Source organism: Promicromonospora vindobonensis, assembly GCF_042685865.1.
GTDB classification, from domain to species: Bacteria; Actinomycetota; Actinomycetes; order Actinomycetales; family Cellulomonadaceae; genus Promicromonospora; species Promicromonospora vindobonensis.
Genome location: NZ_JBHUOG010000001.1, coordinates 2099207 through 2121991, shown reverse-complemented (window position 1 = coordinate 2121991; position 22785 = coordinate 2099207). Strand labels below are relative to the sequence as shown.

Annotated in this window: 17 protein-coding genes, 2 rRNA genes and 1 pseudogene; 7 read left to right on the top strand and 13 right to left on the bottom strand. The window is 71.5% G+C overall.

The features are described from left to right. Positions 1-343: 343 nt before the first annotated feature. The 3 genes from ACFS27_RS09625 (at position 344) to ACFS27_RS09615 (ending at position 5187) form a co-directional block, all read left to right on the top strand. Positions 344-3463, top strand: a 23S ribosomal RNA gene (locus ACFS27_RS09625). A gap of 156 nt (positions 3464-3619) precedes the next feature. Then, positions 3620-3736, top strand: a 5S ribosomal RNA gene (gene rrf / locus ACFS27_RS09620). A gap of 194 nt (positions 3737-3930) precedes the next feature. Then, complete coding sequence (locus tag ACFS27_RS09615; protein ID WP_377182326.1) at positions 3931-5187, top strand: AGE family epimerase/isomerase; 1257 nt, start codon at positions 3931-3933, stop codon at positions 5185-5187. Between the two features lie 32 nt (positions 5188-5219). Here ACFS27_RS09615 and ACFS27_RS09610 read toward each other — a convergent pair whose 3' ends face one another. Beyond that, positions 5220-7388 (bottom strand): ABC transporter permease, encoded by a 2169-nt coding sequence (locus tag ACFS27_RS09610; protein ID WP_377182324.1) that lies wholly within the window; start codon positions 7386-7388, stop codon positions 5220-5222. Beyond that, complete coding sequence (modA, locus tag ACFS27_RS09605; RefSeq protein WP_377182322.1) at positions 7385-8170, bottom strand: molybdate ABC transporter substrate-binding protein; 786 nt, start codon at positions 8168-8170, stop codon at positions 7385-7387. The genes ACFS27_RS09610 and modA overlap by 4 nt, the downstream gene beginning before the upstream one ends. 55 nt (positions 8171-8225) lie before the next feature. On the opposite strand from modA, the gene ACFS27_RS09600 reads away from it, so the two are divergent. From ACFS27_RS09600 to ACFS27_RS09590, 3 genes are all read left to right on the top strand, one after another. Continuing rightward, entirely contained in the window at positions 8226-8684 is a 459-nt protein-coding gene (locus ACFS27_RS09600; RefSeq protein WP_253870973.1) for an RrF2 family transcriptional regulator, read from the top strand. 177 nt (positions 8685-8861) lie between these two features. Further along, the gene (locus tag ACFS27_RS09595; protein ID WP_377182319.1) at positions 8862-9776 is read left to right on the top strand and encodes a sulfite exporter TauE/SafE family protein; all 915 of its coding nucleotides are present in this window, start codon (positions 8862-8864) and stop codon (positions 9774-9776) included. Continuing rightward, positions 9773-10288: a MogA/MoaB family molybdenum cofactor biosynthesis protein gene (locus ACFS27_RS09590; protein WP_377182317.1), complete on the top strand. Its 516-nt coding sequence runs from the start codon at positions 9773-9775 to the stop codon at positions 10286-10288. The genes ACFS27_RS09595 and ACFS27_RS09590 overlap by 4 nt, the downstream gene beginning before the upstream one ends. 28 nt (positions 10289-10316) lie before the next feature. Here ACFS27_RS09590 and ACFS27_RS09585 read toward each other — a convergent pair whose 3' ends face one another. Together ACFS27_RS09585 and moaC are read right to left on the bottom strand one after the other, a co-directional pair. Continuing rightward, on the bottom strand, positions 10317-10556 hold the full coding sequence (locus tag ACFS27_RS09585; protein WP_377182315.1) for a MoaD/ThiS family protein: 240 nt from the start codon (positions 10554-10556) through the stop codon (positions 10317-10319). After that, a complete protein-coding gene (gene moaC / locus ACFS27_RS09580; protein ID WP_253870965.1) occupies positions 10553-11023 on the bottom strand; it encodes a cyclic pyranopterin monophosphate synthase MoaC in 471 nt (156 codons plus the stop codon). Before moaC ends, ACFS27_RS09585 begins: the two co-directional genes overlap by 4 nt. A 165-nt stretch (positions 11024-11188) precedes the next feature. On the opposite strand from moaC, the gene ACFS27_RS09575 reads away from it, so the two are divergent. Beyond that, positions 11189-12151, top strand: coding sequence for an NAD-dependent epimerase/dehydratase family protein (locus tag ACFS27_RS09575; RefSeq protein ID WP_377182312.1), 963 nt, complete (start codon positions 11189-11191; stop codon positions 12149-12151). Here the strand turns inward: ACFS27_RS09575 and ACFS27_RS09570 are convergent. The 9 genes and pseudogenes from ACFS27_RS09570 to ACFS27_RS09525 form a co-directional block, all read right to left on the bottom strand. Continuing rightward, complete coding sequence (locus ACFS27_RS09570) at positions 12045-13115, bottom strand: glycosyltransferase family 9 protein (RefSeq protein ID WP_377182310.1); 1071 nt, start codon at positions 13113-13115, stop codon at positions 12045-12047. The two genes, ACFS27_RS09575 and ACFS27_RS09570, sit on opposite strands and share 107 nt — an antisense overlap. 25 nt (positions 13116-13140) lie before the next feature. Next, positions 13141-13896, bottom strand: a complete 756-nt coding sequence (locus ACFS27_RS09565; protein WP_377182308.1) for an SDR family oxidoreductase — start codon at positions 13894-13896, stop codon at positions 13141-13143. After that, positions 13893-15431, bottom strand: coding sequence for a PfkB family carbohydrate kinase (locus ACFS27_RS09560; protein ID WP_377182306.1), 1539 nt, complete (start codon positions 15429-15431; stop codon positions 13893-13895). The genes ACFS27_RS09565 and ACFS27_RS09560 overlap by 4 nt, the downstream gene beginning before the upstream one ends. Beyond that, positions 15428-16093 (bottom strand): D-sedoheptulose-7-phosphate isomerase, encoded by a 666-nt coding sequence (locus ACFS27_RS09555; RefSeq protein ID WP_377182304.1) that lies wholly within the window; start codon positions 16091-16093, stop codon positions 15428-15430. The genes ACFS27_RS09560 and ACFS27_RS09555 overlap by 4 nt, the downstream gene beginning before the upstream one ends. Beyond that, a pseudogene (locus ACFS27_RS29750) lies at positions 16090-17389 on the bottom strand (glycosyltransferase). Before ACFS27_RS29750 ends, ACFS27_RS09555 begins: the two are co-directional and overlap by 4 nt. After that, on the bottom strand, positions 17367-18392 hold the full coding sequence (locus tag ACFS27_RS09540) for a glycosyltransferase family 4 protein (protein WP_377182302.1): 1026 nt from the start codon (positions 18390-18392) through the stop codon (positions 17367-17369). The pseudogene ACFS27_RS29750 and the gene ACFS27_RS09540 overlap by 23 nt, the downstream one beginning before the upstream one ends. Further along, positions 18389-19495, bottom strand: a complete 1107-nt coding sequence (locus tag ACFS27_RS09535) for a glycosyltransferase family 9 protein (RefSeq protein ID WP_377182300.1) — start codon at positions 19493-19495, stop codon at positions 18389-18391. The genes ACFS27_RS09540 and ACFS27_RS09535 overlap by 4 nt, the downstream gene beginning before the upstream one ends. Continuing rightward, a complete protein-coding gene (locus tag ACFS27_RS09530) occupies positions 19492-21054 on the bottom strand; it encodes an HAD-IIIA family hydrolase (protein ID WP_377182298.1) in 1563 nt (520 codons plus the stop codon). Before ACFS27_RS09530 ends, ACFS27_RS09535 begins: the two co-directional genes overlap by 4 nt. Beyond that, positions 21051-22739 (bottom strand): carbamoyltransferase family protein, encoded by a 1689-nt coding sequence (locus ACFS27_RS09525; RefSeq protein ID WP_377182296.1) that lies wholly within the window; start codon positions 22737-22739, stop codon positions 21051-21053. Before ACFS27_RS09525 ends, ACFS27_RS09530 begins: the two co-directional genes overlap by 4 nt. Between the last annotated feature and the right edge of the window lie 46 nt (positions 22740-22785).

Here is a 22785-nt window from a genome sequence, read left to right as displayed (position 1 = left end):
GCTAGTACGCCGGTGCTTGTCACGGGTTGGAACGCGGTCTGCCGGGGGTGGGGGTTCGCCAAGCACACTGTTGGGTCCTGAGACCACCGGCCATGTGTCGGGTGTTTCTGGTTCGAGTACGGGTCACGAGGTTCGTGTCATACCCGCTCATGCTGACTGGTTCAGTGGTGGGTGTGGTGTCACGGGTTGCCTGGTGGGTTCGTCCGTTGCTTGAGAACTGCATAGTGGACGCGAGCATCTTTGAAATTTTCCAAGATTGCGACCGTGAAATGGTGGGCCATGTGCTTTCGGGTGTGTGGTTCCTTGTTTTGTGGTCATCTTGGTTTCTGTGATTGTAGTGTTGTTCGAAGTTTTTTAGGGCACATTGGTGGATGCCTTGGCACTAGGAGCCGAAGAAGGACGTTGTAGCCTGCGATAATCCTCGGGGAGTTGGCAGACGAGCTGTGATCCGAGGGTCTCCGAATGGGGGAACCCAGCCGAAGTCATGTTCGGTTACCCGCGCCTGAATGTATAGGGCGTGTGGAGGGAACGTCGGGAAGTGAAACATCTCAGTACCGACAGGAAGAGATATTCCGTGAGTAGTGGCGAGCGAAAGCGGATGAGGCCAAACCGTATGCGTGTCAAGCTGTCAGGCGTTGCGTGTGCGGGGTTGTGGGACCTTCTGGGAAGATCTGACAGTCTTCCAGCCAGTAAGAAAGTCGTGTCATAGTCGAACCGGGTTGAATACCGGACCGTAGTGGGTGGGAGTCCCGTAGACGAAATGGCGCGGCCTGGTGGAGGGGATCCCAAGTAGCACGGGGCCCGTGAAATCTCGTGTGAATCTGGCAAGACCACTTGCTAAGCCTAAATACTACCTAGTGACCGATAGCGGACAAGTACCGTGAGGGAAAGGTGAAAAGTACCCCGGGAGGGGAGTGAAATAGTACCTGAAACCGTGTGCCTACAATCCGTCGGAGCCTCCATAGTAGGGGTGACGGCGTGCCTTTTGAAGAATGAGCCTGCGAGTTAGTGCTCGGTGGCGAGGTTAACCCGTGTGGGGTATCCGTAGCGAAAGCGAGTCCGAATAGGGCGATTGAGTCGCCGGGTCTAGACCCGAAGCGAAGTGATCTAGCCATGGGCAGGTTGAAGCGCCGGTAAGACGGCGTGGAGGACCGAACCCACCAGGGTTGAAAACCTGGGGGATGACCTGTGGTTAGGGGTGAAAGGCCAATCAAACTTCGTGATAGCTGGTTCTCCCCGAAATGCATTTAGGTGCAGCGTCGCGTGTTTCTTACCGGAGGTAGAGCTACTGGATGGCTAATGGGCCTCACCAGGTTACTGACGTCAGCCAAACTCCGAATGCCGGTAAGTGCAAGCGCGGCAGTGAGACTGCGGGGGATAAGCTCCGTGGTCGAGAGGGAAACAGCCCAGATCACCGGCTAAGGCCCCTAAGCGTGTGCTCAGTGGGAAAGGATGTGGAGTTGCACAGACAACCAGGAGGTTGGCTTAGAAGCAGCCACCCTTGAAAGAGTGCGTAATAGCTCACTGGTCAAGTGATTCCGCGCCGACAATGTAGCGGGGCTCAAGCACACCGCCGAAGCCGTGGCACTCACACGTTAGCCCAGCATGCGCCCTTGTGGTGTGTGTTCAGGTGTGTGGGTGGGTAGGGGAGCGTCGTGTGGGCAGTGAAGTCGCGGAGTGATCCAGCGGTGGAGCCTACACGAGTGAGAATGCAGGCATGAGTAGCGAATGACGGGTGTGAATCCCGTCCGCCGAATGACCAAGGGTTCCAGGGCCAGGTTCATCCGCCCTGGGTAAGTCGGGACCTAAGGCGAGGCCGACAGGCGTAGTCGATGGACAAGGAGTTGATATTCTCCTACCGGCGAAGTACCGCCCATACCGAGCCCGGTGATACTAACCACCCCGAGCTCACACCGACACCTTCGGGTGTCATCGTGAGTAAGGCGTGGGACCTGATCCGGTAGTAGGTAAGCGTGTTAACAGGGGTGACGCAGGAAGGTAGCCAGGCGTGGCGATGGTTGTCCACGTCCAAGGTTGTAGCCCGTCCCATAGGCAAATCCGTGGGGCATTAAGGGTGAGAGCTGATAGTGACCGTGTATGCGGGAATCTGGTGATCCTATGCTGCCTAGAAAAGCCTCGACGCGAGGGACTAGCCGCCCGTACCCTAAACCGACTCAGGTGGTCAGGTAGAGAATACTAAGGCGATCGAGAGAATCGTGGTTAAGGAACTCGGCAAAATGCCCCCGTAACTTCGGGAGAAGGGGGGCCTGAACCGTTAACCCACTTGCTGGGGGACGCGGGGAGGGCCGCAGAGACCAGGGAGAAGCGACTGTTTACTAAAAACACAGGTCCGTGCGAAGTCGCAAGACGATGTATACGGACTGACGCCTGCCCGGTGCTGGAAGGTTAAGAGGACGAGTCAGCCTTCGGGCGAAGCTCAGAATTTAAGCCCCAGTAAACGGCGGTGGTAACTATAACCATCCTAAGGTAGCGAAATTCCTTGTCGGGTAAGTTCCGACCTGCACGAATGGCGTAACGACTTCTCCGCTGTCTCAACCGCGAACTCGGCGAAATTGCACTACGAGTAAAGATGCTCGTTACGCGCAGCAGGACGGAAAGACCCCGGGACCTTTACTATAGCTTGGTATTGGTGTTCGGTGCGGTTTGTGTAGGATAGGTGGGAGACTGTGAAGTCCGGGCGCCAGCTCGGGTGGAGTCATTGTTGAAATACCACTCTGATCGCTTCGGATGTCTAACCTCGGTCCGTAATCCGGATCAGGGACAGTGCCTGGTGGGTAGTTTAACTGGGGCGGTTGCCTCCTAAAATGTAACGGAGGCGCTCAAAGGTTCCCTCAGCCTGGTTGGCAATCAGGTGTCGAGTGCAAGTGCACAAGGGAGCTTGACTGTGAGACCGACAGGTCGAGCAGGGACGAAAGTCGGAACTAGTGATCCGGCGGTGGCTTGTGGAAGCGCCGTCGCTCAACGGATAAAAGGTACCCCGGGGATAACAGGCTGATCTTGCCCAAGAGTCCATATCGACGGCATGGTTTGGCACCTCGATGTCGGCTCGTCGCATCCTGGGGCTGGAGTAGGTCCCAAGGGTTGGGCTGTTCGCCCATTAAAGCGGTACGCGAGCTGGGTTTAGAACGTCGTGAGACAGTTCGGTCCCTATCCGCTGCGCGCGCAGGAAACTTGAGAAGGGCTGTCCCTAGTACGAGAGGACCGGGACGGACGAACCTCTGGTGTGCCAGTTGTTCCGCCAGGAGCACGGCTGGTTGGCTACGTTCGGAAGGGATAACCGCTGAAAGCATCTAAGCGGGAAGCCTGCTTCGAGATGAGGTTTCCAGACACCCTTGTGGTGTGAGAGGCACCCAGCAGACCACTGGGTTGATAGGCCGGATGTGGAAGACAGGACTAACGACTGTCGGAGCTGACCGGTACTAACTGCCGATAACTTCACAACACATCTTCATGGCTAATAAGTTTCATTGATTGTTGACGCGTCCACTATGCGGTTCCCGAGTCACGGGCACCAACCCCTTTTACACCCCCGCACCACTACTCTCTTGAGTGGGTGGGTGTGTGTGGGTGGGCTGGGGGTTTGCCTTCTCGATAGTGTTACGGTGGTCATAGCGTAGGGGAAACGCCCGGTCCCATTCCGAACCCGGAAGCTCAGCCCTACAGCGCCGATGGTACTGCCCTGGAGACGGGGTGGGAGAGTAGGACGCCGCCGGACAACCATTCCCAGCAGGGGGTGGAACCCGCACAACCCTTCAGGGGTTGGTGCGGGTTCCACCCCCTGACTGCATTTCCCTCATGACCACTGGAACCCCCGACCAGGCCCCACCCACGACGGTGCAGGGCAGGTGCGGCCGGCCGCGTCCCTGGGCAAGTTGCCGGGCACACAGCCGCCCCGGCTATCGTGACTGTGTGAACGCAGACACAACCCGCACCGGTGCGGGCACCACCAGCAACCAGTCCGCAGGCACCACTGGGGCCTCGTGGCGCAGGGACCACTTCGTCTCGCTGCTGCGTTTCGCCGAGGGCTCGATCCGTGCGGACGGGGCCGCCTGTTGGCTCGACGACGAGGGCCGCCCCGACGATTCACACCCGGTGGAAACGTGGATCACGTCGCGGATGGCGCACATCTTCGCGGTCGGGCATCTGCTGGGGGTGAGCGGTGCCGACGAGTATGCCGCGCGGGCTATCAGCGGTCTCCGGGACGTGCTGGCCGACGCCGAGTTCGGCGGGTGGCTCGCTGCCAGGGGCGAGGGCGACGAGCTGGTCGGCACCAAAGAGGCCTACGCGCATGCCTTCGTGGTGCTTGCCGCGTCGACCGGCAAGGTTGCCGGTATCCGCGGTGCGTCAGAGCTGCTCACCATGGCTCTCGCGGTGCTCGACGCCCGGTTCTGGGAGCCGGAGCACGAGCTGCACCTGGACGAGCGGTCACGCGACTGGACTTCGGCGTCGGACTACCGCGGGGTGAATGCGAACATGCACTCCGTCGAGGCACTGCTCGCCGCGCACGCCGCGACGGGCGACGGCCTGTGGCTGGAGCGGGCGGCGGCGATCGGGGACCGCGTGGTGGGCTGGGCCTCGTCGAACGAGTGGCGGATTCCGGAGCACTTCGATGCCGCGTGGACCCCGCAGCTCGAGTACAACGCGGACCGGCCCCATGACCCGTTCAAGCCGTACGGCGCGACACCCGGCCACGGTCTCGAGTGGTCCCGGCTGCTGCTGCAGATCGACGCGGAGGCCGGCACGGAGGGGCGCCGGACCGAAGCGGCCGTCGCGCTGTTCGACCGCGCGGTCGCGGACGGCTGGGACGTCGACGGTGGCGGCTTCGTCTACACGACCGACTGGTCGGGTACGCCGGTCGAGGCGCGCCGCTTCCACTGGGTTGCCGCCGAGGCGGTCGCCACCGCGCACGTGCTGGGGCGGGTCACGGGCGAGGCGCGCTACGCGGAGCTCGAGGCCGAGTGGTGGGCGTGGATCCAGGCGAACCTGATCGACACCGAGCACGGGTCCTGGCACCACGAGCTCGACACGGAGAACCGGCCGTCGGGCCGCACGTGGGTCGGCAAGCCCGATGTCTATCACGCCGCCCAGGCAGTCATCCTGCCCGAGCTGCCGCTGACCGGCTCGTTCGCGGCCTCGGCGCAGCGCGTGGGCCAGATCCTGGCCTGACGGCGACGCCAGCGGGCGGGGGCCGAGAGCCCCTACCGCAGGAGCACCGTCACCTCGGCTGCCTTCACGACGAACCAGAGCCGTTCCCCGGGCACCGCGCCGAGCTCGGCGACGGCGGCGGGCGTGAGGTCGGCGGCTATCTGCGTCGGGGCCGTCGGGCTGTCCGCGCAGGCAGCCCCGGTGTCCCCGGTACCGGGTTCGGTGTGTGGGCGTCGTCCGGCGGTGGCCCACATCCGCAACAGGGGGCCATGGGGTTCGATCCCGGTCAGCAGGACCCGGAAGGCGTTGCGTGGGCTCCCACCTGGTGGGTCCCGGTGCACCGACACCGCGCGCGGTTCGAAGAGGGCGACGGCCTCCGCGCCGGCGTCGAGCACGTCCTCCGTGGTGCCGTGGACCTCGCCGAGCGTGGTGGCCACCTCCGCGCTCGACCCCTCGGCGGCTTCGGCCGCACGCCCGCGCCCGCCTCCGGCTGCAGCCCTCACCACCCTGCCCACCAGCAGGTTCACGCCGGCGAAGCGCCCGCCGAACGTCGACCGCGGCCGCGTGAGCACCTCGCCGGCTGGACCGTCCTCGACCACACGGCCTTCCTCGAGCACGACGACCCGGTCGGCGAGCTGGGCGACGTCCAGCAGGTCGTGCGTGACGAGCAGGGTGGTGCGGGGCGCGGCCCGGTGCGCCGCCTGCAGCAGCAGCCGGGCATGCTGGGCTGCACCGACGTCGAGCGCCGAGAACGGTTCGTCCACGAGCAGCACGTCGGGGTCGGTGGCCAGCGCCCGAGCGATCGCCACACGCTGCCCCTGGCCGCCCGAGAGCTCGTGGGGGCGGCGGCCTGCGAGGTGCGCGGCACCGACGTCGGACAGGAGGGACATCGCGAGAGCGCGGGCCGCGTCCCGTGACATACCCCGGGAGACGGGGCCGAAGGCCACGTTGTCGACCACCGACAGGTGCCGCAGCAGCAGGGCACGCTGCCCGAGCCAGCCGACGCGCCGGTCACGCGGCGGTGTGGTGCGTACACCGGGACCGGCGAGGACACGGTCCCCGATCGTGACAGTGACGTCTCCGCGGTGACCGCCGAGGCCCGCTACGGCCTGGAGCAAGGTCGACTTGCCCGCACCGTTCGGCCCCAGGACGGCGACGACCTCGCCCGGCGCCACGTCGATGGCGAGGTCGACGCCACGTTCCGGTACCCGGAGGCGCACGTGCAGCGGGGCGGGCGGCCTGGCCCGGCCGCCCACCGTCGCTCCGCCGGCGACGGGCCCGCCGGCTGCCGCCGCGTCGAGCGCCGGTCCGCCGCCTCCGGTACCGCGCGGCCGCCCGCCGGGTCGAGCGGCCGCGGACGACCACCCGTCCGGTTCGGCCGCCGGGCTTGGTGAGGTCCGGCCGTTCGCCGGCGTCGGTCCACCGGTGCCGGCGGCACCCTGCTCGGGGACCTGAGGGAACCACGGACCGTACGCGGCGATGATGATCGCCAGCGCGACGACCACCAGCACGAGGGAGAGCGCTACGGCGGCGTCGGGGTCGGACGAGCGCTGCAGGTAGATCTCGAGGGGCAGGGTCTGGGTAACGCCCTGGAGCGCGCCCGCGAACGTGATGGTCGCGCCGAACTCGCCGAGCGCGCGGGCGAAGGCCAGGACCGTTCCCGAGACCAGCGCCGGCGCGAGGGCGGGCAGCGTCACCCGCAGCAGGATCCGGGTCGGCCGGGCGCCGAGCGTCGCGGCGACGTCCTCGTGCGCTGTGTCGTGGGACCGCAGGGCGCCGTCCAGCGTCAGGACCAGGAACGGGAGGGCCACGAATGCCTGTGCGAGCACCACGGCCGCCGTCGTGAACGGGACGCGCATCCCGAGGACCTCGAGCACACCGCCCAGCAGCCCGCTGCGCCCGAGCAGGGTCAGCAGCGCCAGGCCGCCCACCACGGGCGGCAGCACGAGCGGGAGCAGGAGCAGGGCGCGTACGACCCGTCGTCCGGGGAACGCGGCGCGCGCCAGGAGCAGCGCGAGCGGCACGCCGAGCGCCACGCACAGGACCGTCGCGACGACCGAGGTGCGCAGCGACAGCCAGAGCGCGTCGCGGGCACCTGGGGCCGTCAGGAGGGGCCAGAGCGAGCCGACGTCGACCCGGGTCAGCAGCGACGCGACCGGCAGCACCACCAGCAGCGCCCCGAGCACCGCAGGGAGGACCACCCAGCGCGGCAGGCCGTTCACGGGGTGCCGAACCCTGCCTCCGACAGTACCGACCGGCCCTCCGCGCCCGTGACGAGGGCTACCCACTCGTCGGCGAGGTCGGGGGTGGGCGGGTCGGAGAGCACTGCCAGGGGATACCGGTTGACGACGTCGGCGGCTTCGGGCGTGTGGACGGTCTCGACGTCGTCGGGCTCCGTGGCTGCGTCGGTGACGTAGACGAGGCCTGCGTCCGCCTCGCCGAGGGCGACCTTCGCCAGCACGTCCGTGACGCTCGGCTCGGCGCTCACCGTGTGCGGGGTGACGCCGGCGCCCTCGGTCACCGCGGCTGCAGCACGGCCGCACGGGACCTCCGGTGCGCAGAGCACCACGTCGACGTCGCGTCGGCCCAGGTCAGTGAGGCTCTCGACGCCCGAGGGGTTGCCGGTGGGCACCACGATCGTGAGCACGTTCGTGGCGAAGACGGTCGGCGAGGCGACCAGGCCGGCGTCCGACAGACGAGCCATGGTGCGTTCGTCCGCGGTGGCGACGACGTCGGCGGGCGCACCGGCCTCGACCTGGTCGGCGAGGTCGGAAGAACCGCCGAACGAGATCGTGACGTCCACTCCAGGGTGCTCTTCCTCGAACGTGGTCTCGAGCGCGGCGAACGGCTCACGCAGGGAGGCGGCGGCCAGCACGGTCAGCTGCTCGCCGTCGGGCTCCGGTGCGCACCCCGTCAGGACCAGGCTGACGCTCAGTGCAGCGGCCACGCGCGGCGCGAGCGCCCGGCGCGGCGCTCCGGTTGGCGACTTCGCGACTCCCGACACGGTGCCGAGGTTATCCCGGCACGCTGCGCGCGACGTACAGGAGAGAATGGGATGCATGAGGATCTCCGCACGAGCCGACTACGCCGTCCGGGCAGCCGCCGAGCTGGCGGCTGCCGACCACGACGGACCTGTCCGCGCCGAGGCCCTGGCCCGCGCCCAGGATATTCCGCACCGCTTCCTCGAGGGGATCCTGAGCGATCTGCGCCGCGACGGGCTGGTCACGAGCCACCGAGGTGCCGGCGGCGGCTACCGGCTGGCCCGCGCGGCGGATTCCATCACCATCGCCGACGTCGTGCGCGCTGTCGACGGTCCGCTCGTCTTCGTCCGCGGCAACCGGCCGTCGGACCTGGAGTTCCAAGGCCCTGCCGCGCCCCTGCTCCACGTGTGGGTGGCGCTGCGCGCCAACGTCCGCGCGGTGCTGGAGGCGGTCTCCCTCGCCGACCTGGTCTCGGGCACACTGCCCGACGACGTGCGCGCCCTGACCCAGGGCGACTCGGCCTGGGCCAACTCCTAGGCAACCCGGCCGGTTCCGCAAGACCCCGAGCCTGCGGCCTGCTCCGCTGCCGTCGGCGTACCTACTTATCCGATGGGTGGAATGCCTGTTGTTTCCGACCGGGTTAGGTGGTTACTCTGACTCCGGCCGTCCAGACGCGGCCTGTGCCGTATCCCCGGACGTGGAAGGTCGAAGACCATGAGAACCCTGATCCTGCTGGCGCTCGTCGGCCTCGGCGCCCAGCTGGTGGACGGCAGTCTTGGCATGGCCTACGGCGTGACCTCGACCACGCTGCTGCTGGCGATCGGCACGAACCCCGCCGCGGCGTCGGCCACGGTGCACCTCGCGGAGATCGGCACCACCCTCGCGTCCGGAGCATCCCACTGGCGCTTCGGCAACGTGGACTGGAAGGTGGTGGCTCGCATCGGCATCCCCGGTGCGATCGGTGCCTTCGCCGGCGCCACGTTCCTGTCCTCGCTCTCGACCGAGGTCGCCGCACCGGTGATGTCCCTGATCCTGCTGGCGCTCGGCCTCTACGTGCTGCTCCGCTTCACGCTGCAGGGCCTGCCGACCCGCTCGAACAAGCCGCTGCGCCGCCGCTTCCTCACGCCGCTCGGCCTCGTCGCCGGCTTCATGGATGCCACCGGTGGCGGTGGCTGGGGCCCCGTGGGCACTCCCGCGATCCTGGCGAGCGGCCGCATGGAGCCGCGCAAGGTGATCGGCTCGATCGACACCAGCGAGTTCTTCGTGGCGATCGCGGCCAGCGTGGGCTTCTTCGTCGGTCTCAGCGGCGAGGGCATCGACTTCACCTGGGTGCTCGCCCTGCTCATCGGCGGCGTGATCGCCGCACCGATCGCCGCGTGGCTGGTGCGGCTCGTACCGCCGCGCGTCCTCGGCTCGCTCGTGGGCGGCGTCATCGTCCTCACCAACTCCCGGACCCTGCTCAACAGCGACTGGATCGCCGCCACCGACGGCGTGAAGATCGCCGTCTACATAGTGGTGTGGGTCGCCTGGCTCGCCGCCGTGGCGTGGTCCGTGCGCGCGCACCGCCGGAACAAGGCCGCCGAGGCAGCGCAGCCCCAGCAGCCGGAGGCCGATAGCGTGTCGGTATGACGTCCGACCGGGTAGCGGTGATCACTGTGTCCGACCGTTGCGCACGTGGTGAGGCCGAGGACCGGTCCGGCCCGACGGCGGTGTCGCTGCTCCGGGAGGCCGGGCTCACCGACGTGCGCAACCACCTGGTGCCCGACGGCGTCGAGTCGGTCCGGGACGGGCTGCGGGCCGCGCTCGACGACGGAGCCCGGCTGGTGATCACCACCGGTGGCACGGGGATCACCCCGCGCGACCTCACGCCCGAGGGGACGCGCACGGTGCTCGACTACGAGATCCCGGGGATCGCCGAGGTCGTCCGCCAGCAGGGCATCGCAGCGGGCGTGCCGACCGCCGCGCTCTCCCGAGGACTGGCGGGCCTGGCCCGTGCGGCCGACGGGGGACGGGCGCTCGTCGTGAACCTGCCCGGGTCGTCCGGCGGCGTCCGGGACGGGCTCGAGGTGGTGCTCACGCTCTGGCCCCACGTCCGCTCCCAGCTCGAGGGCGGCGACCACCCGCTGCCCACGTCGACGTAGAGCCGCCACGGCTCCTCGCCAGAGCGGGTCAGCCGCCGGCGAAAGGGGGGAGCACGTCCACCGTGACGCCGTCGGGGACCTCCGCCTCGTCGGACGTCGCCCGAGCGCCCGCCACCAGCAGCGCGCACCTCGGCAGCACCGGGACCAGGCCCGGACGGGACTCGGCGAGGACCTCGCGGAGGGCGGCGACCGACGTCGGCCCGCCCAGCTGGTCGGTGGTGACCCCGGCGGCCTCGCGGGCGCCGGCGAAGTAGCGGACGGTGATCATTCCGCACGCACCCAGTCGCCCGACTTGCCGCCCGTCTTGCGCTCGAGGCGCACGTCGGCGAGCGAGACGGACTTGTCCAGTCCCTTGACCATGTCGACCACGGCGAGGCCGGCCACCGCCACCGCGGTGAGCGCCTCCATCTCCACACCCGTGCGGTCGGCGGTACGGACGGTCGCCGAGATCACGACGCCGTCGTCGGTGACCTCGAGGTCCACCGCCGCACCGTGCACGCCGATCACGTGCGCCAGCGGCAGCAGCTCCGGCGTCCTCTTGGCGGCGGCGATACCCGCGATGCGGGCCACCGCCAGCACGTCACCCTTGGGTACCGCGCCGTCGCGCAGCGCCCGCACCACGTCGGGACCGCAGCGGACGGTGCCCGACGCCGTCGCGGAGCGGATCGTCGGCTGCTTTGCGGTGACGTCGACCATGCGGGCCTGGCCCCGGTCATCAAGATGCGTGAAGCTCACGGGACCAGGGTGCCACGGCCGCGAACCGATCTGAGCGCCGCTGCGAGTGAAGCGGCCCCGGTGCACCGTGGAACCGTGCGGTCGAGACCAGGCTGCCGGACCTCCGGCGAGAGGACGACCCATGAGCAGCGACGTCTGGACCCGATGCCCCGGCGAGGCCCCGCGATGAGGGCCGTCGTCACCGGCGGAGCCGGATTCGTCGGCAGCAGGGTCTGCGAGGCGCTCGTCGACTCCGGTGCGGAGGTGGTGTGCCTCGACAACCTGCTCACCGGGGCGCCCGGCAACGTGGCGGGTCTCCGCGGCCACCCGGCGTTCCGGTTCGAGCACTGCGACGTCGCGGAGGGCTTCACCTCCCGCGCGGTCCGGGCAGCGCTCCGCCCCGACCTCGACCTGGTGCTGCACCTGGCCTCGCCGGCCTCGCCCGTCGACTACCTCGAGCATCCGATCGAGACGCTCGACGCGGGGTCACGCGGCACGCGCGCGGCGCTCGACCTGGCCGGCGAGCACGGCGCGCGCCTCGTCCTCGCCTCCACGTCGGAGGTGTACGGCGATCCACAGGTTCATCCCCAGACCGAGGAGTACTGGGGAAACGTGAGCAGCGTCGGCCCCCGGAGCGTCTATGACGAGTCCAAGCGGTTCGGCGAGGCGCTCACCGCCGGATACCGGCGCGCGTTCGGGACCGACACCGGCATCGTCAGGATCTTCAACACCTACGGGCCGAGGATGCGGGCCCACGACGGGCGCGTGGTGCCGACGTTCGTGCGCCAGGCGCTCGCGGGCGAACCGCTCACCGTCGCGGGCGACGGCAGCCAGACACGGTCGCTCTGCTACGTCGACGACCTGGTGGCGGGCCTGCTGGCGTTCGCGCACAGCGGCCATCCCGGGCCGATGAACCTCGGCAACCCGCACGAGCTGACCGTCGCCCGGATCGCCGAGGACGTGATCCGGGCGACGGGCTCGACGTCGCCGGTCGTCCAGGTCGAGCGGCCCGTCGACGACCCGGGCAAGCGCTGCCCCGACATCACGCTTGCGCGTGCGGAGCTGGGCTGGGAACCGCGGATCTCGTGGCTGGACGGTCTGGCCAGGACGGTGTCGTGGTTTCGTTCGCGGTCGCGGGGAGCTGCGTGAGTGCGGACTCGCACGCGGCGACCACCTCGTCCACCGGAATCTGGGCGAGCGCCGGGTCCAGGCGCCCCGCGTTCGGGTCCCGCGGCGGAGCGCCGGGCTCGCCGTGCCAGACGACGGCGTGCCGGGCGAGGTCGATCGTCGGCCCCCACAGCGAAGGCGGCGTGGGCCCGAACAGCGTGACGGACGGCGTGCCGTACGCGGTGGCGAGGTGGGCGACCCCCGTGTCCCCGCTGACCAGCAGCCGGGCCGTGGACACCAGCTCGGCCAGCGCGGGCAGGCCGAGCTCGCCGGCGGCGTTGCGCACCGCGGCACCCTGACCTGCCCCTTGCCGGACACGGGCACACAGGCCCCGTTCGGCCTCCGACCCGGTCAGGACGACGCGGTGGCCCTGCGCGGTGAGTGCCACGACGACCTGAGTCCACCGCGCGGCGGGCCAGCGGCGGGCCTCTGCGGCGGCTCCCGGGTGGACTATCACCTCTGCCTGCCCGCCTACCTCGCTCCTCCCGCTCAACGGGTCGGAGGGGCCCAGCCGCAGGTCCTCCGGGCCGCAGTGGCCACCCACGCTCTGCACCAGACGGCACCAGCGCAGCACCTCGTGCTCCGTCTCGTCCCAGTCGGGGCCGATGTGGCCGGCCTCCGTGTTGTCGAAGGCGACAAGGGCGTCCGGCCGGGTCGCCTGCAGCACCCGGTGGCTCTGGGGCCCTCGACCGTGCAGGTTCACCGCCAGGCACCCCGGCGCGTCCTGTGCGCCGCCAGGCCCCGCCCACGGCCAGGGCAGCTGCGACAGCCCGCGGGTCGGCAGCACGGCGTCCACCACCCCGTGGTCGGCCAGCCACTGGCCGATCGGCTGGGGTGCTGCGAGCACCACCCGGTGTCCTGGCCAGGCTCTCCGCACCCCACGGAGCGCCGCCACGCCGGCCAGGGCGTCGCCGAGGCCCAGCGCACGGAGCACGAGCACAGTCATGGCAGCCTCCCGACGGCCCGCCCGGTCATGGCCATGACGCCTCGCCCGAGGCCATGACGAGCATCTCCCGGATCTCGCTCCCCGGAGGCTGCGTCAGCGCGGTCACCACGGCGGCGGCGGTCGCGGCAGGGTCGTTGAGGTCGGCGTCCGGTCCCGGCTTGTACTGCTCGGTGCGACCGTCGAAGAACGGCGTCCGCATCCCACCGGGGATCAGGCACGTGACCCCTACGCGGCCCGCGTACTCGGCAGCGAGGGCCTGGGTGAACCCGCGGATGCCCCACTTCGACGCGCAGTACGCCGTCGCGTCGCCGGCGCCGCGCAGCGCGAGCGTCGAAGCGACGGTGACCACGGTGCCGTGCCGTTCCTCCAGGTACGGCAGCGCCGCCCGGACCATCGACACCGTGCCGAACAGGTTGACCCGGACCACGCGCTCCCACTGCTCCGGGTCGATGTCGAGCAGCGGCCCGCACGCGTCGATCCCCGCGGCGGTCACCACGGCGTCGGGCGGGCCCACCTGCTCCACCAGCGAGCTGACGGCTGCCTGCGCGGCGTTCGGGTCCCCGAGGTCCGCGCCGGCGAAGGGCACGTCGGCGGTCGGTTCGGCCAGGTCGACGACGGCGGGCGTACCGCCGACGGCGGCCAGCACGTCGACGAGCGCCGCGCCGAGCCCTGACGCACCGCCCGTGACGAACACCGTGCCGACGGATCTCGGTGCGAGCGGGGAGCTCGCGGGAGCCGGGACGGCGAACGGCTCGCTCGCGGCGGTGGTGGATGTGGTCATGATGACCTCCTCATGGTCGGTGGGATCGAGGCGGGAACAGGTTCGGACGCCCGGACCTGGCTGAAGAGCCCGGTGGTCGAGCGGCCCGGGAGAAACGGCAGGGTCACGACGCGCCCGCCGTAGGACCGGACGACCGCCGCCTCCGGCAGCTCCGACCCGGTGTAGTCGCCGCCCTTCGCCCAGATGTCGGGGCGGAGCGCGGCCACGGCGTCCGACGGTTCGTCGGCGTCCAGCACGACCGCCGCGTCCACGCTGCCGAGGCTCTCCAGGACCCTGAGCCGGTCGGCCAGGGGCACGACCGGCCGTTCGGGTCCCTTGAGGCGGCGCACGGACCGGTCGGAGTTGACCAGCACCACGAGGTGCTCGCCCAGCTGCCGTGCGGCGTCGAGCATGGTGACGTGACCGGCGTGCAGCAGGTCGAAGCAGCCGCTCGTCGCGACGAGCACCCCGCCCGCCGCCCGGAGCCGGGCACCGAGCTCCGCCAGGGACTCGGCGGCGCTGCGCTCGGTGACCTGCTCGGCGGCCTGGAGACCCCTGCGGAAGCCGTCGGCGCCACCTGCGGCCACCCAGGCGCTCGCGGCGACCACACCCTCACGGACCGCTGTGGCGGCGCCGTCCCCGCGGGCCAGCCGGTCCACCACCGTCGCGGCGAACCGGTCACCGGCACCACACGGATCGGGGCCGTGCGCGGCCCGGGTGGGCAGGTGCCGAACGGCGACGGGGCCGTCGTCGGCGTGCTCGTCGTCGGCCTGCCGGGAGGCGACGAACGCACCCCGGTCCCCTGCCGTGACGCTGACGGCCTGTGCGGCCCAGGCCCGGCGCAGCACGTCGGCCACCGCAGGGACCTCGGTGTCCGTGCCGGCGGGCGGCAGGGGGAGCCGGCGTGCCGCCCGCTCCGCCTCCGCGACGTTCGGCGTCACCAGCGCCGCGCCGGGGACCGGCTCACCGCCCCGCGGGTGCGGGTCCCAGACGAGCGGCACGCGCTCCGCCGACTCGGTGAGCAGCTCCCGCAGGAGCGGGTCGCGGGTCACCCCGCCGCCGTAGTCGGCGACGAGCAGGGCGTCACAGCCGGCGAGGGCGTCGCGCACGCGGTGCACCGTCGCCGCATCGACACCGACGGGCGTGCCCGGCCCGCCGTCGTCCACCCGGACCAGGCCCTGCCCGGAGCTCCGGACGCGCGTCTTGCGGCGCGTCGGGCCGTCATGGTCCAGCGCGACGAGCGTCAGGTCCGCGAGCTGACGACGTAGCTCCTCGCCGGCCGCGTCGTCGGCCACGGGGGCGACGAGCACGACGTCGGCCCGCTGGGCGCACAGCAGGGCGGCGAGCCCGGCGCCACCGGGGCTCTGGCGCACCTCTGTCACGTCGACGACGGGTACCGGTGCGTCCGGCGCGAGCCGGGTGACCGAGCCGTCGACATCCCGGTCGAGCAGGAGGTCCCCGACGACGGCGATGCGCGGCCGGGCCGGCCCCGCGCCGGCCGCCGAGCCGGCCAGCTTGCGCGAGATGTCACCGATGGTGGAGCCGTTCCCGGTCATGTGCGCACTCCCGCCTTCTGCGCCCCCGCCCGCCGTACCCGCGTGCGGCCGGCGATCCGGGCGTCGAGCACCGCGCAGAGCGTGTGCGCGACGACGAGGTGGACCTCCTGCACCGCCGACGTGGACACGGAAGGGACGGTGAGCGCGTCGTCGCACAGCGCAGCCAGCGGGTTGGGTGCCTGCCCGGTGAGGGCCCAGGTCGTGAGCCCGAGCTCGTGGGCACGGCGCGCCGCGACGAGCACGTTGGCGCTCGAACCGGACGTCGACAGGCACAGCAGGACATCGCCGGGCCTGCCGTGCGCGGCGACCTGCCGGGCGAACATCTCGTCCTGGCCGTAGTCGTTGACGATCGCGCTGAGGCTGGAGGTCTCGGCGTGCAGGGCGATCGCGGCGAGCGGCACTCGCTCGCCCTCGAACCGGCCGACCAGCTCGGCGGTCAGGTGCTGGGCCTCTGCGGCGCTGCCTCCGTTGCCTGCGACCAGCAGGCGCTGGCCGGCGAGCAGCCGGTCGGCGAGGTCCTGTCCCCACGCCTCGATCCGGCCGAGGCTGGCGGTCACGTGGTCGAGGCCGATCGTCAGGTCGGCACGGTGCTGGCGTAGCCAGCTCCGGCCGCTGGAGGTGTCGGGCTGGAGGGCGGACGGGCGGACGGGCTCGGAACTCATCGGGTACCTCCTGCGGAGACCAGCGGAGCGTCCGACGCGGGCCACTGCTGCAGGGGCTCGCGAGCGGACGAGGAACTGACGACCTCGGCGTAGGCCTCGGCCGTCTGGCGGGCCACTGCGGCCCAGCCGTACCGGCGCTCGGCGCGCACCCGGGCGGCGGCACCGAGGCGAAGGCGGAAGCGGCGGTCCGACAGCCGCAGCAGTGCGTCGGCCACGGCGGCGGGGTCCCGCGGCGGGACGAGGAGTCCCGTGCGGTCGTGCACCACGGTGTCGAGCATCCCGCCGACCGCCGACGCGAGGACCGGCAGGCCACATGCGGCCGCCTCCAGCGGCACGATCCCGAACGGCTCGTACCAGGGGGTGCAGGCCACGACATCGACGCTGCGGAGCAGGTCAGGGACCTCGTCGTGCGACACCGCGCCGAGGAACCGGACCCGGTCGGCGACGCCCAGACGCTCGGCCAGGGCACGGAGACGCCGCACCTCGGGATCGCGTCGGAGCTCGTCGAGCGGCGGGCCGCCGGCCACCTGCAGCTCGACCGGGGGGGCCCTGCTCGCCGAGCCGGGCCAGCGCCTCGACGACGGTCGCCACGTCCTTGCGCTCCACGAGCCGGCCAAGGGACAGCAGCCGCAGGGGCGTACCGTCGTCCGCTGCGCGTGCGCGGGTGGTGCTCGGCGTGAACACACCGAGGTCGACGCCGCACGGCACCACGCGGACGCGGTCGTCCGTCGCACCCATCCGGCGCAGCTCGCTGACCTCGTCATGACAGGTGGCGACGACCAGGTCCACGTCCGCGCACAGGGTCCGCTCGAGGGCGATCCGTGCGGTGGGGCTGGTGTCGGCGGCACCCTGGTACCGGCGCTTGACGGAACCCAGCGCGTGGAAGGTCTGGACCACCGGGACCCTCGGTCCCTGCGCGCGGTCCGTCCGGCGGGTGGCGCGCAGCGCCGCCAGGCCCGACATCCAGAAGTGGGCGTGCACCACGTCCGGTCGGACGTCCGGGTCGCTGAAGCGGGCCGCGAGGTCATCGCCGAACTCCGGCATCCAGCGCAGGAGCTCGTCCTTGGGCACACGTTCGGGCGGGCCGGCGTCCACGTGCACCACGTCGACCCCGTCCGTGAGCTGCACCCGCTCCGGGAGCGCCGGATCGTCCCGCCGGGTGTAGACGTCCACCACGTGGCCGTCCGCCGCGAGGCGCCGGGCCAGCGCCGCGACGTGGACGTTCTGCCCACCGGCGTCAGCCTCCCCGAGGGTGGCGAGCGGGCTGGCGTGCTCAGAGATCATGCCGATCTTCACGGGACACCTCCTGTGTCAGCAGCGTGGTCCAGCGGTCGAGGAACACGTCGAGGGAGTAGTGGGCGAGGACGTGCTCGCGGGCAGCCTTTCCGTACGTCGCGGCTTCCGCCGGGTCGGCGAGCCACCGGCGGGCGACCGCCGCGAGCTCGTCGGGGTCGGCGCTGAGCACCCCTGCCTCTGGCGGTACCGCCGCGTAGGCGGCCGTGACGGGTAGCGCGAGGACCGGCAGGCCCAGCGCCATGGCCTCCAGCAGGGCGAGCCCGAGACTCGTCCACCGGTACGGGTGCAGGTAGGCGCGAGCGCCGGCGAGCCGGGCGTGCAGCTCGGACTGCGGCAGGTCGTACAGGCGCCCGGCGGCCCCCGCCGCCGTCGGGCCGAGCGGGGAGAGGTGCTCCGCCAGGAGCTCCGTCCCCATGCCGTACACCTCGGCGGGGACCTCGCGCGCCACGTGCAGCAGCACGTCCGTCCCGGCCGCCCGCCAGCGGCGCACCGGCTCGTTCACGACCGCAGCGACCCGCTCCCGCTCGCCCGTGTAGCGGTGGCCCGGGTCGGGAACGCCGTGCTCGATCACGGCAGTGCGCGCGGAGCCGGTGTCCCACATCAGCGCGTTGAACCGGGTGACGTGGACGATCGGGACCCGCCCGTCGGCGACGACGCCGACGTCGGCCAGGGGATGCCGGGTGGCAGCGGCGGGGCCGCCGGGCGCGTCGTGCTCAAGGTAGACGGCGGGCACGTCCCGCCCGGCCCGGTAGCCGGTCCACTCGTGCAGGAGGCCTGCCTCGTGCGGCCGCTGGAGCAGCACGGCGTCGACGCCTTCCGTGTCGAGCGCACGCCGCAGCTCTCGCGGGTCCAGCTCCCGTACCGATCCCGGCCAGTCCCACGTCCTGGCGCGCCCGCGGCCGTCGGCAGGCCGTCCGGGCAGCACCGGGACCAGGTACTCGTGTGCGCCCTGGACGAAGGCGGTGGTCCACGACCCGTGGACGTGCCACAGCAGGATCCTCATGACGACCACCCCTCGACGTGGGGCCGGCTGGCGGTGGCCGGCGACCGAGGTGGCAGGTGCGTGAGGCGCTCGACGGCGTCGGACACCTGCTCCGGCGTGACCGACGCGAGGCAGGGGTGGCCCGGTACGGGGCACGTGCGGGCCCGCGTGCCCCGGCACACCGCGCCCTGGTCGCCAAGGACCAGCCGGGGCACCCCGTAGGGCACCCACCGGTCCGCGGGCACGACCGGAGCGAACAGGCTGACGACGGGCGTGCCGACGGCAGCGGCCAGATGGGCGGGCCCGGTGTTGCCGACCACCACGCACGCCGCCGACTCCAGGACCGCTGCGAGCTCGGCCAGGTCGGTCTGCCCGCCCAGGTCGGTGGCGTGGCCACCGGCCACGTACGCGGTCAGGTCCCGTTCCGCGGTGGAGCCGGTCACGAGCACGTCCCAGCCGTCGCGTGCCAGGCGCGCTGTCATGGCACGGGCATCCTCGGGCAGGGGAGCCCGGGCGGGCACGGACGCCCCCGGGTGGACGACGACGGAGCGCTGCCTCCAGGCGCCCCCTACCCCCAGCGTGTGCTCGGCCCGTCGCGGCACCGCAGGCAGCGGACGCCGGACGGCGAGCAGTCCGTCGTCGCCGACGGGCAGCCGGGCACCCGCCTGGTCGGCGAGGTCGAGAGCTGCCTCCACCTCGTGCAGGCCGGGCGGGCGGCGGTGACGTACGTCGAGCAGCGAGCCGGGATAGTCCTCACTCACCCCGACGATGTGGCGCACGCCTGCCAAGCGGGCCAGCAGCGCCATGGGGAGCGGTGACTGGTGGAAGGACGTGAAGATGACCGCGAGCTGGTAGCGGCGCGCGACGAGGCCGGCCACCAGGTCCAGCACCGCCTCAGCGGAGACGCGGGGCGGCTCCGCGCCGGACCACGGCGCATCGAACCGGAGGGTCTCGGTCACGCCGGGCAACAGCTCAGCCGCCTGGACGCCTTGGCCGGAGACCAGCAGGTCCACCTGGTCGTACGTCGCGGCCAGCGCGCGCACGGCTGGTCCGGTGAGGAGCACGTCCCCGTCGCTGTCGAGCCGGACCGCGAGAACACGGACACGGTGCTTCGTGGGAGTCATAGCAGTGTCACCACCTCGTCGAGAGTGGCGGCCACCACGGGGGCCGCTGACAGCTCCTCGCGTCTGGTCACCTCGGTCGGCACCAGGACGCTTCGCGCACCGGACGCCACGGCGGCGCCCACGTCCGAGCCGATATCGCCCACGACCGCGCACTCGGCCGGGAACATGCGAAGCTCTGCCGCCGCCCGCAGCACGAGACCCGGCTCGGGCTTGCGGCACGTGCACTCGTCCTCCGGCCGGTGCGGGCAGCGCTGCCAGGTGTCGAAGGGGCCCAGCAGCCGGCGGACCCGCTCGTCCACGGCGTCCACCCGCGCGCTCGTCAGCAGACCCCTGCCGATGGCGGACTGGTTGGAGACCACGCCGACCCGCAGGCCGTCGGCCCGCAGGCCGTCCAGGACCCGGCGGGCGCCTGGCACCGGTACGACCGCGTCCGGGTCACCGTTGTAGGGCACGTCGTGGACGAGCGTGCCGTCCCTGTCGAACAGGACGGCACGGATCGGCAGGGGCCAGGCCGGCACGCGTCCGCCGAGGGCCCGCCGCCACCGCCAGGTGCCCTGCAGCCGCCGGCCCACGGCAGCGAACGGGATGAGCACGCTGGTCAGCACCATGCGGCGCAGCTCGGGGCCGTAACCCTCATCGCCGCGTCGTGGACCGGGCGCGAGGCGTCTCGCCGCGAAGGCCGCGGTGAGGCCTGCCCAGGCCGAGCCGGCGAGGACGGCGCTCGTGCGCGCAGCGCGGGGGTCTCGCGCAGCCGGGCCGACGGCGGCCAGGCACCCCCCGAGCGCGGTGAGCCCCGCAGCGACCGTCGCCAGGTGCCACGGCAGGCGGCCCCGGCCGGCTCCGGTGAGCCTGCGCCAGTCGCGGCCGTGGAGCGTGCGCAGCAGCGCGTCGTCCGCGTTGCCTGCCTGTGCGCGCACGCTCGCCAGGGGGCCTGCGGCGGCCCGGACGGGGTGCTCGACGAACCGGACGCCGTGCTCGAGCTCCCAGCCCGCCTTGCGCACGCGCAGGGCCAGGTCGGCGTCCTCGCGGTACGCCCGGACGAAGCGCTCGTCGAATCCGTGCACCGTCAGCAGTGCGGCCCGGCGGTAGACCATGTCGGCAGTCGCCCACGCAGCGGTCTCGAGACCGGCGGTGTTGCGCTCGAAGTCGGTCGGCCGGTGCGTCGGCAGCGGCACCACGATCCTGCCCTGCACGCCGGCGACGTCGGGGCCCGCCACCGCCAGGTCCTGCTCCAGGGCGGCGGCCCAGCGCTCTGGCACCACCACGTCGTCGTCGAGGAAGGCGACCCACTCCGTCCGCACGCTCCGCCAGCCCACGTTGCGGGCGGCGGCGGGGCCGCGGCCGCCGGTCCTGAGCACGCGCACTCCCGGTACCGGGTCGGTTCCGAGGTCGAGGGCCGGGTTCGGTTCGTGACCGGGCCCGGGGAACGGGCGGTCGTCGACCACGACGACGTCGACCGGCTCCGGGCCGCCGGCGCAGGCGATACGCAGCGAACCGAGCAGTGCGGGCAGCTCCGGGCGGCCGACGGTCGGGACCACTATGGAGTAGGACGGAATCACGCGGCACCTCCCGACGGCCGCGGGGACGCGAACAGGTCCGCCCGCCGGACCAGGTGCGGCCCGAGCACCAGGAGGTCGACGGGCGCTGAGCCGAAGAGCTCGAGCGCGTGGCGAGGGCTGTCCACCATGGGGCGGCCGGCGGTGTTGAGGCTGGTGTTGACCACTACCGGCAGCCCGGTGCGGGTCCGGAACGCCCGGAGCATCGCCTGGAGCCGCGGCTGCGTGTCGTCCACCGTCTGGACGCGGGCCGTGCCGTCGACGTGGACCGTCGCGGGGATCCGGTCCCGCCACGCAGGTGCCACCTCGTGGACGAACAGCATGTAGGGGCTGGGGATCGGGCCGCCCGAGAAGATGTCCGCCGCGTCCTCGAGGAGCACCATCGGCGCCACGGGCCGGAACTGTTCGCGGCCCTTGACCACGTTGAGACGCTCGGTGTTGGAGCGGGGGCCCGGGTTGGCCAGGAGGGACCGCTGCCCCAGCGCTCTCGGCCCGAACTCCGACCGGCCGTCGAACCAGGCCACCATCCCGTCGTCGGCCAGCACGCCGGCCACCTGCTCCGGCAGGTCGGCAGGTGTCGTGAACGGCACGCGCGCTGTCCGCAGCGCCTCGGCCAGCTCGTCGTCCGACCACGAGCGCCCCAGGGCGGCCGAGGCCATCGGCACGGTCCGCACACCGGCCTCCGCGGTGAGCTGCAGCGCCGCGCCGAGAGCGGTGCCTGAGTCGCCGGCGGCGGGCTGGACCCAGACGTGCTCGAACGGGGTTTCACGCCACAGCCGGGAGTTGGCCACGCAGTTCAGCGCGGTGCCGCCGGCCATGGTCAGCGTGCTGTCGCCGGTCTGCTCGTACAGCCCCGTCGCGAGGTCGACGAGCAGCTCCTCCAGCCGCACCTGGACGGACGCGGCGAGGTCGGCCTGGCCGGGCGGCAGACCACCGGAGCCGCCGGGCTCCTGCAACGTCCCTGGCCTGGCGGGCTCCGTCCAGCGCGACCAGTCGGGTGCCTCGGCCACGAACCCGCCGTCGGGCGTGGTGTGCAGCAGCTCGCGCAGCTCGGGCAGGAACCGCGGGGTGCCGTACGACGCGAGCGCCATCACCTTGTACTCGTCGCTGGACCGCAGGAAGCCGAGGTGCTCGGTGAGCGACTCGTAGACGAGGCCGAGCGAGTGCGGCAGCTCCTGGCTCGCGAGCACCTCCAGGCGGCCGTCGGTGTACCGGCCGGCGAGGTACGAGGAGCGTTCGCCCCGGCCGTCGAGCGACATGACGCTGCACGTGCGGTAGGGGGAGGCCAGGGCCGCCGACGCGGCATGGGCGACCTCGTGGGGCACGAAGCGCACGGTGGCAGGGTCGAGCCCGGGGAGCGCGGTGGCGATGAACTGCGGGGCGCGCTCGGCGTACCGCCGCCGCAGCCAGTCCCACGGGTCCGGCAGCCCCATCTCGTCGGCCGGTTTGGCGAGCGCCGGGTCGAACGAGTACGCGACGGCGTCCAGGTCCTCCGGCGCCAGCCCGCCGACGTCGAGGCACCAGCGCATCGACTGTTCCGGTAGCTCCCAGGCCGCGAACGGGACGGGACGCTTGCCGTGCTTGCGCCGGGTGAACCGTTCTTCCTCGGCTGCGGCGAGCACGTGACCGTCGACGACGAGTGCCGCGGACGGGTCATGAAAGAGGGCGTTCACGCCGAGAACTCGCACAGTGACCTCCACGCGTGGTCGTCACCGGGCTTCTTCCGGTCCTCCT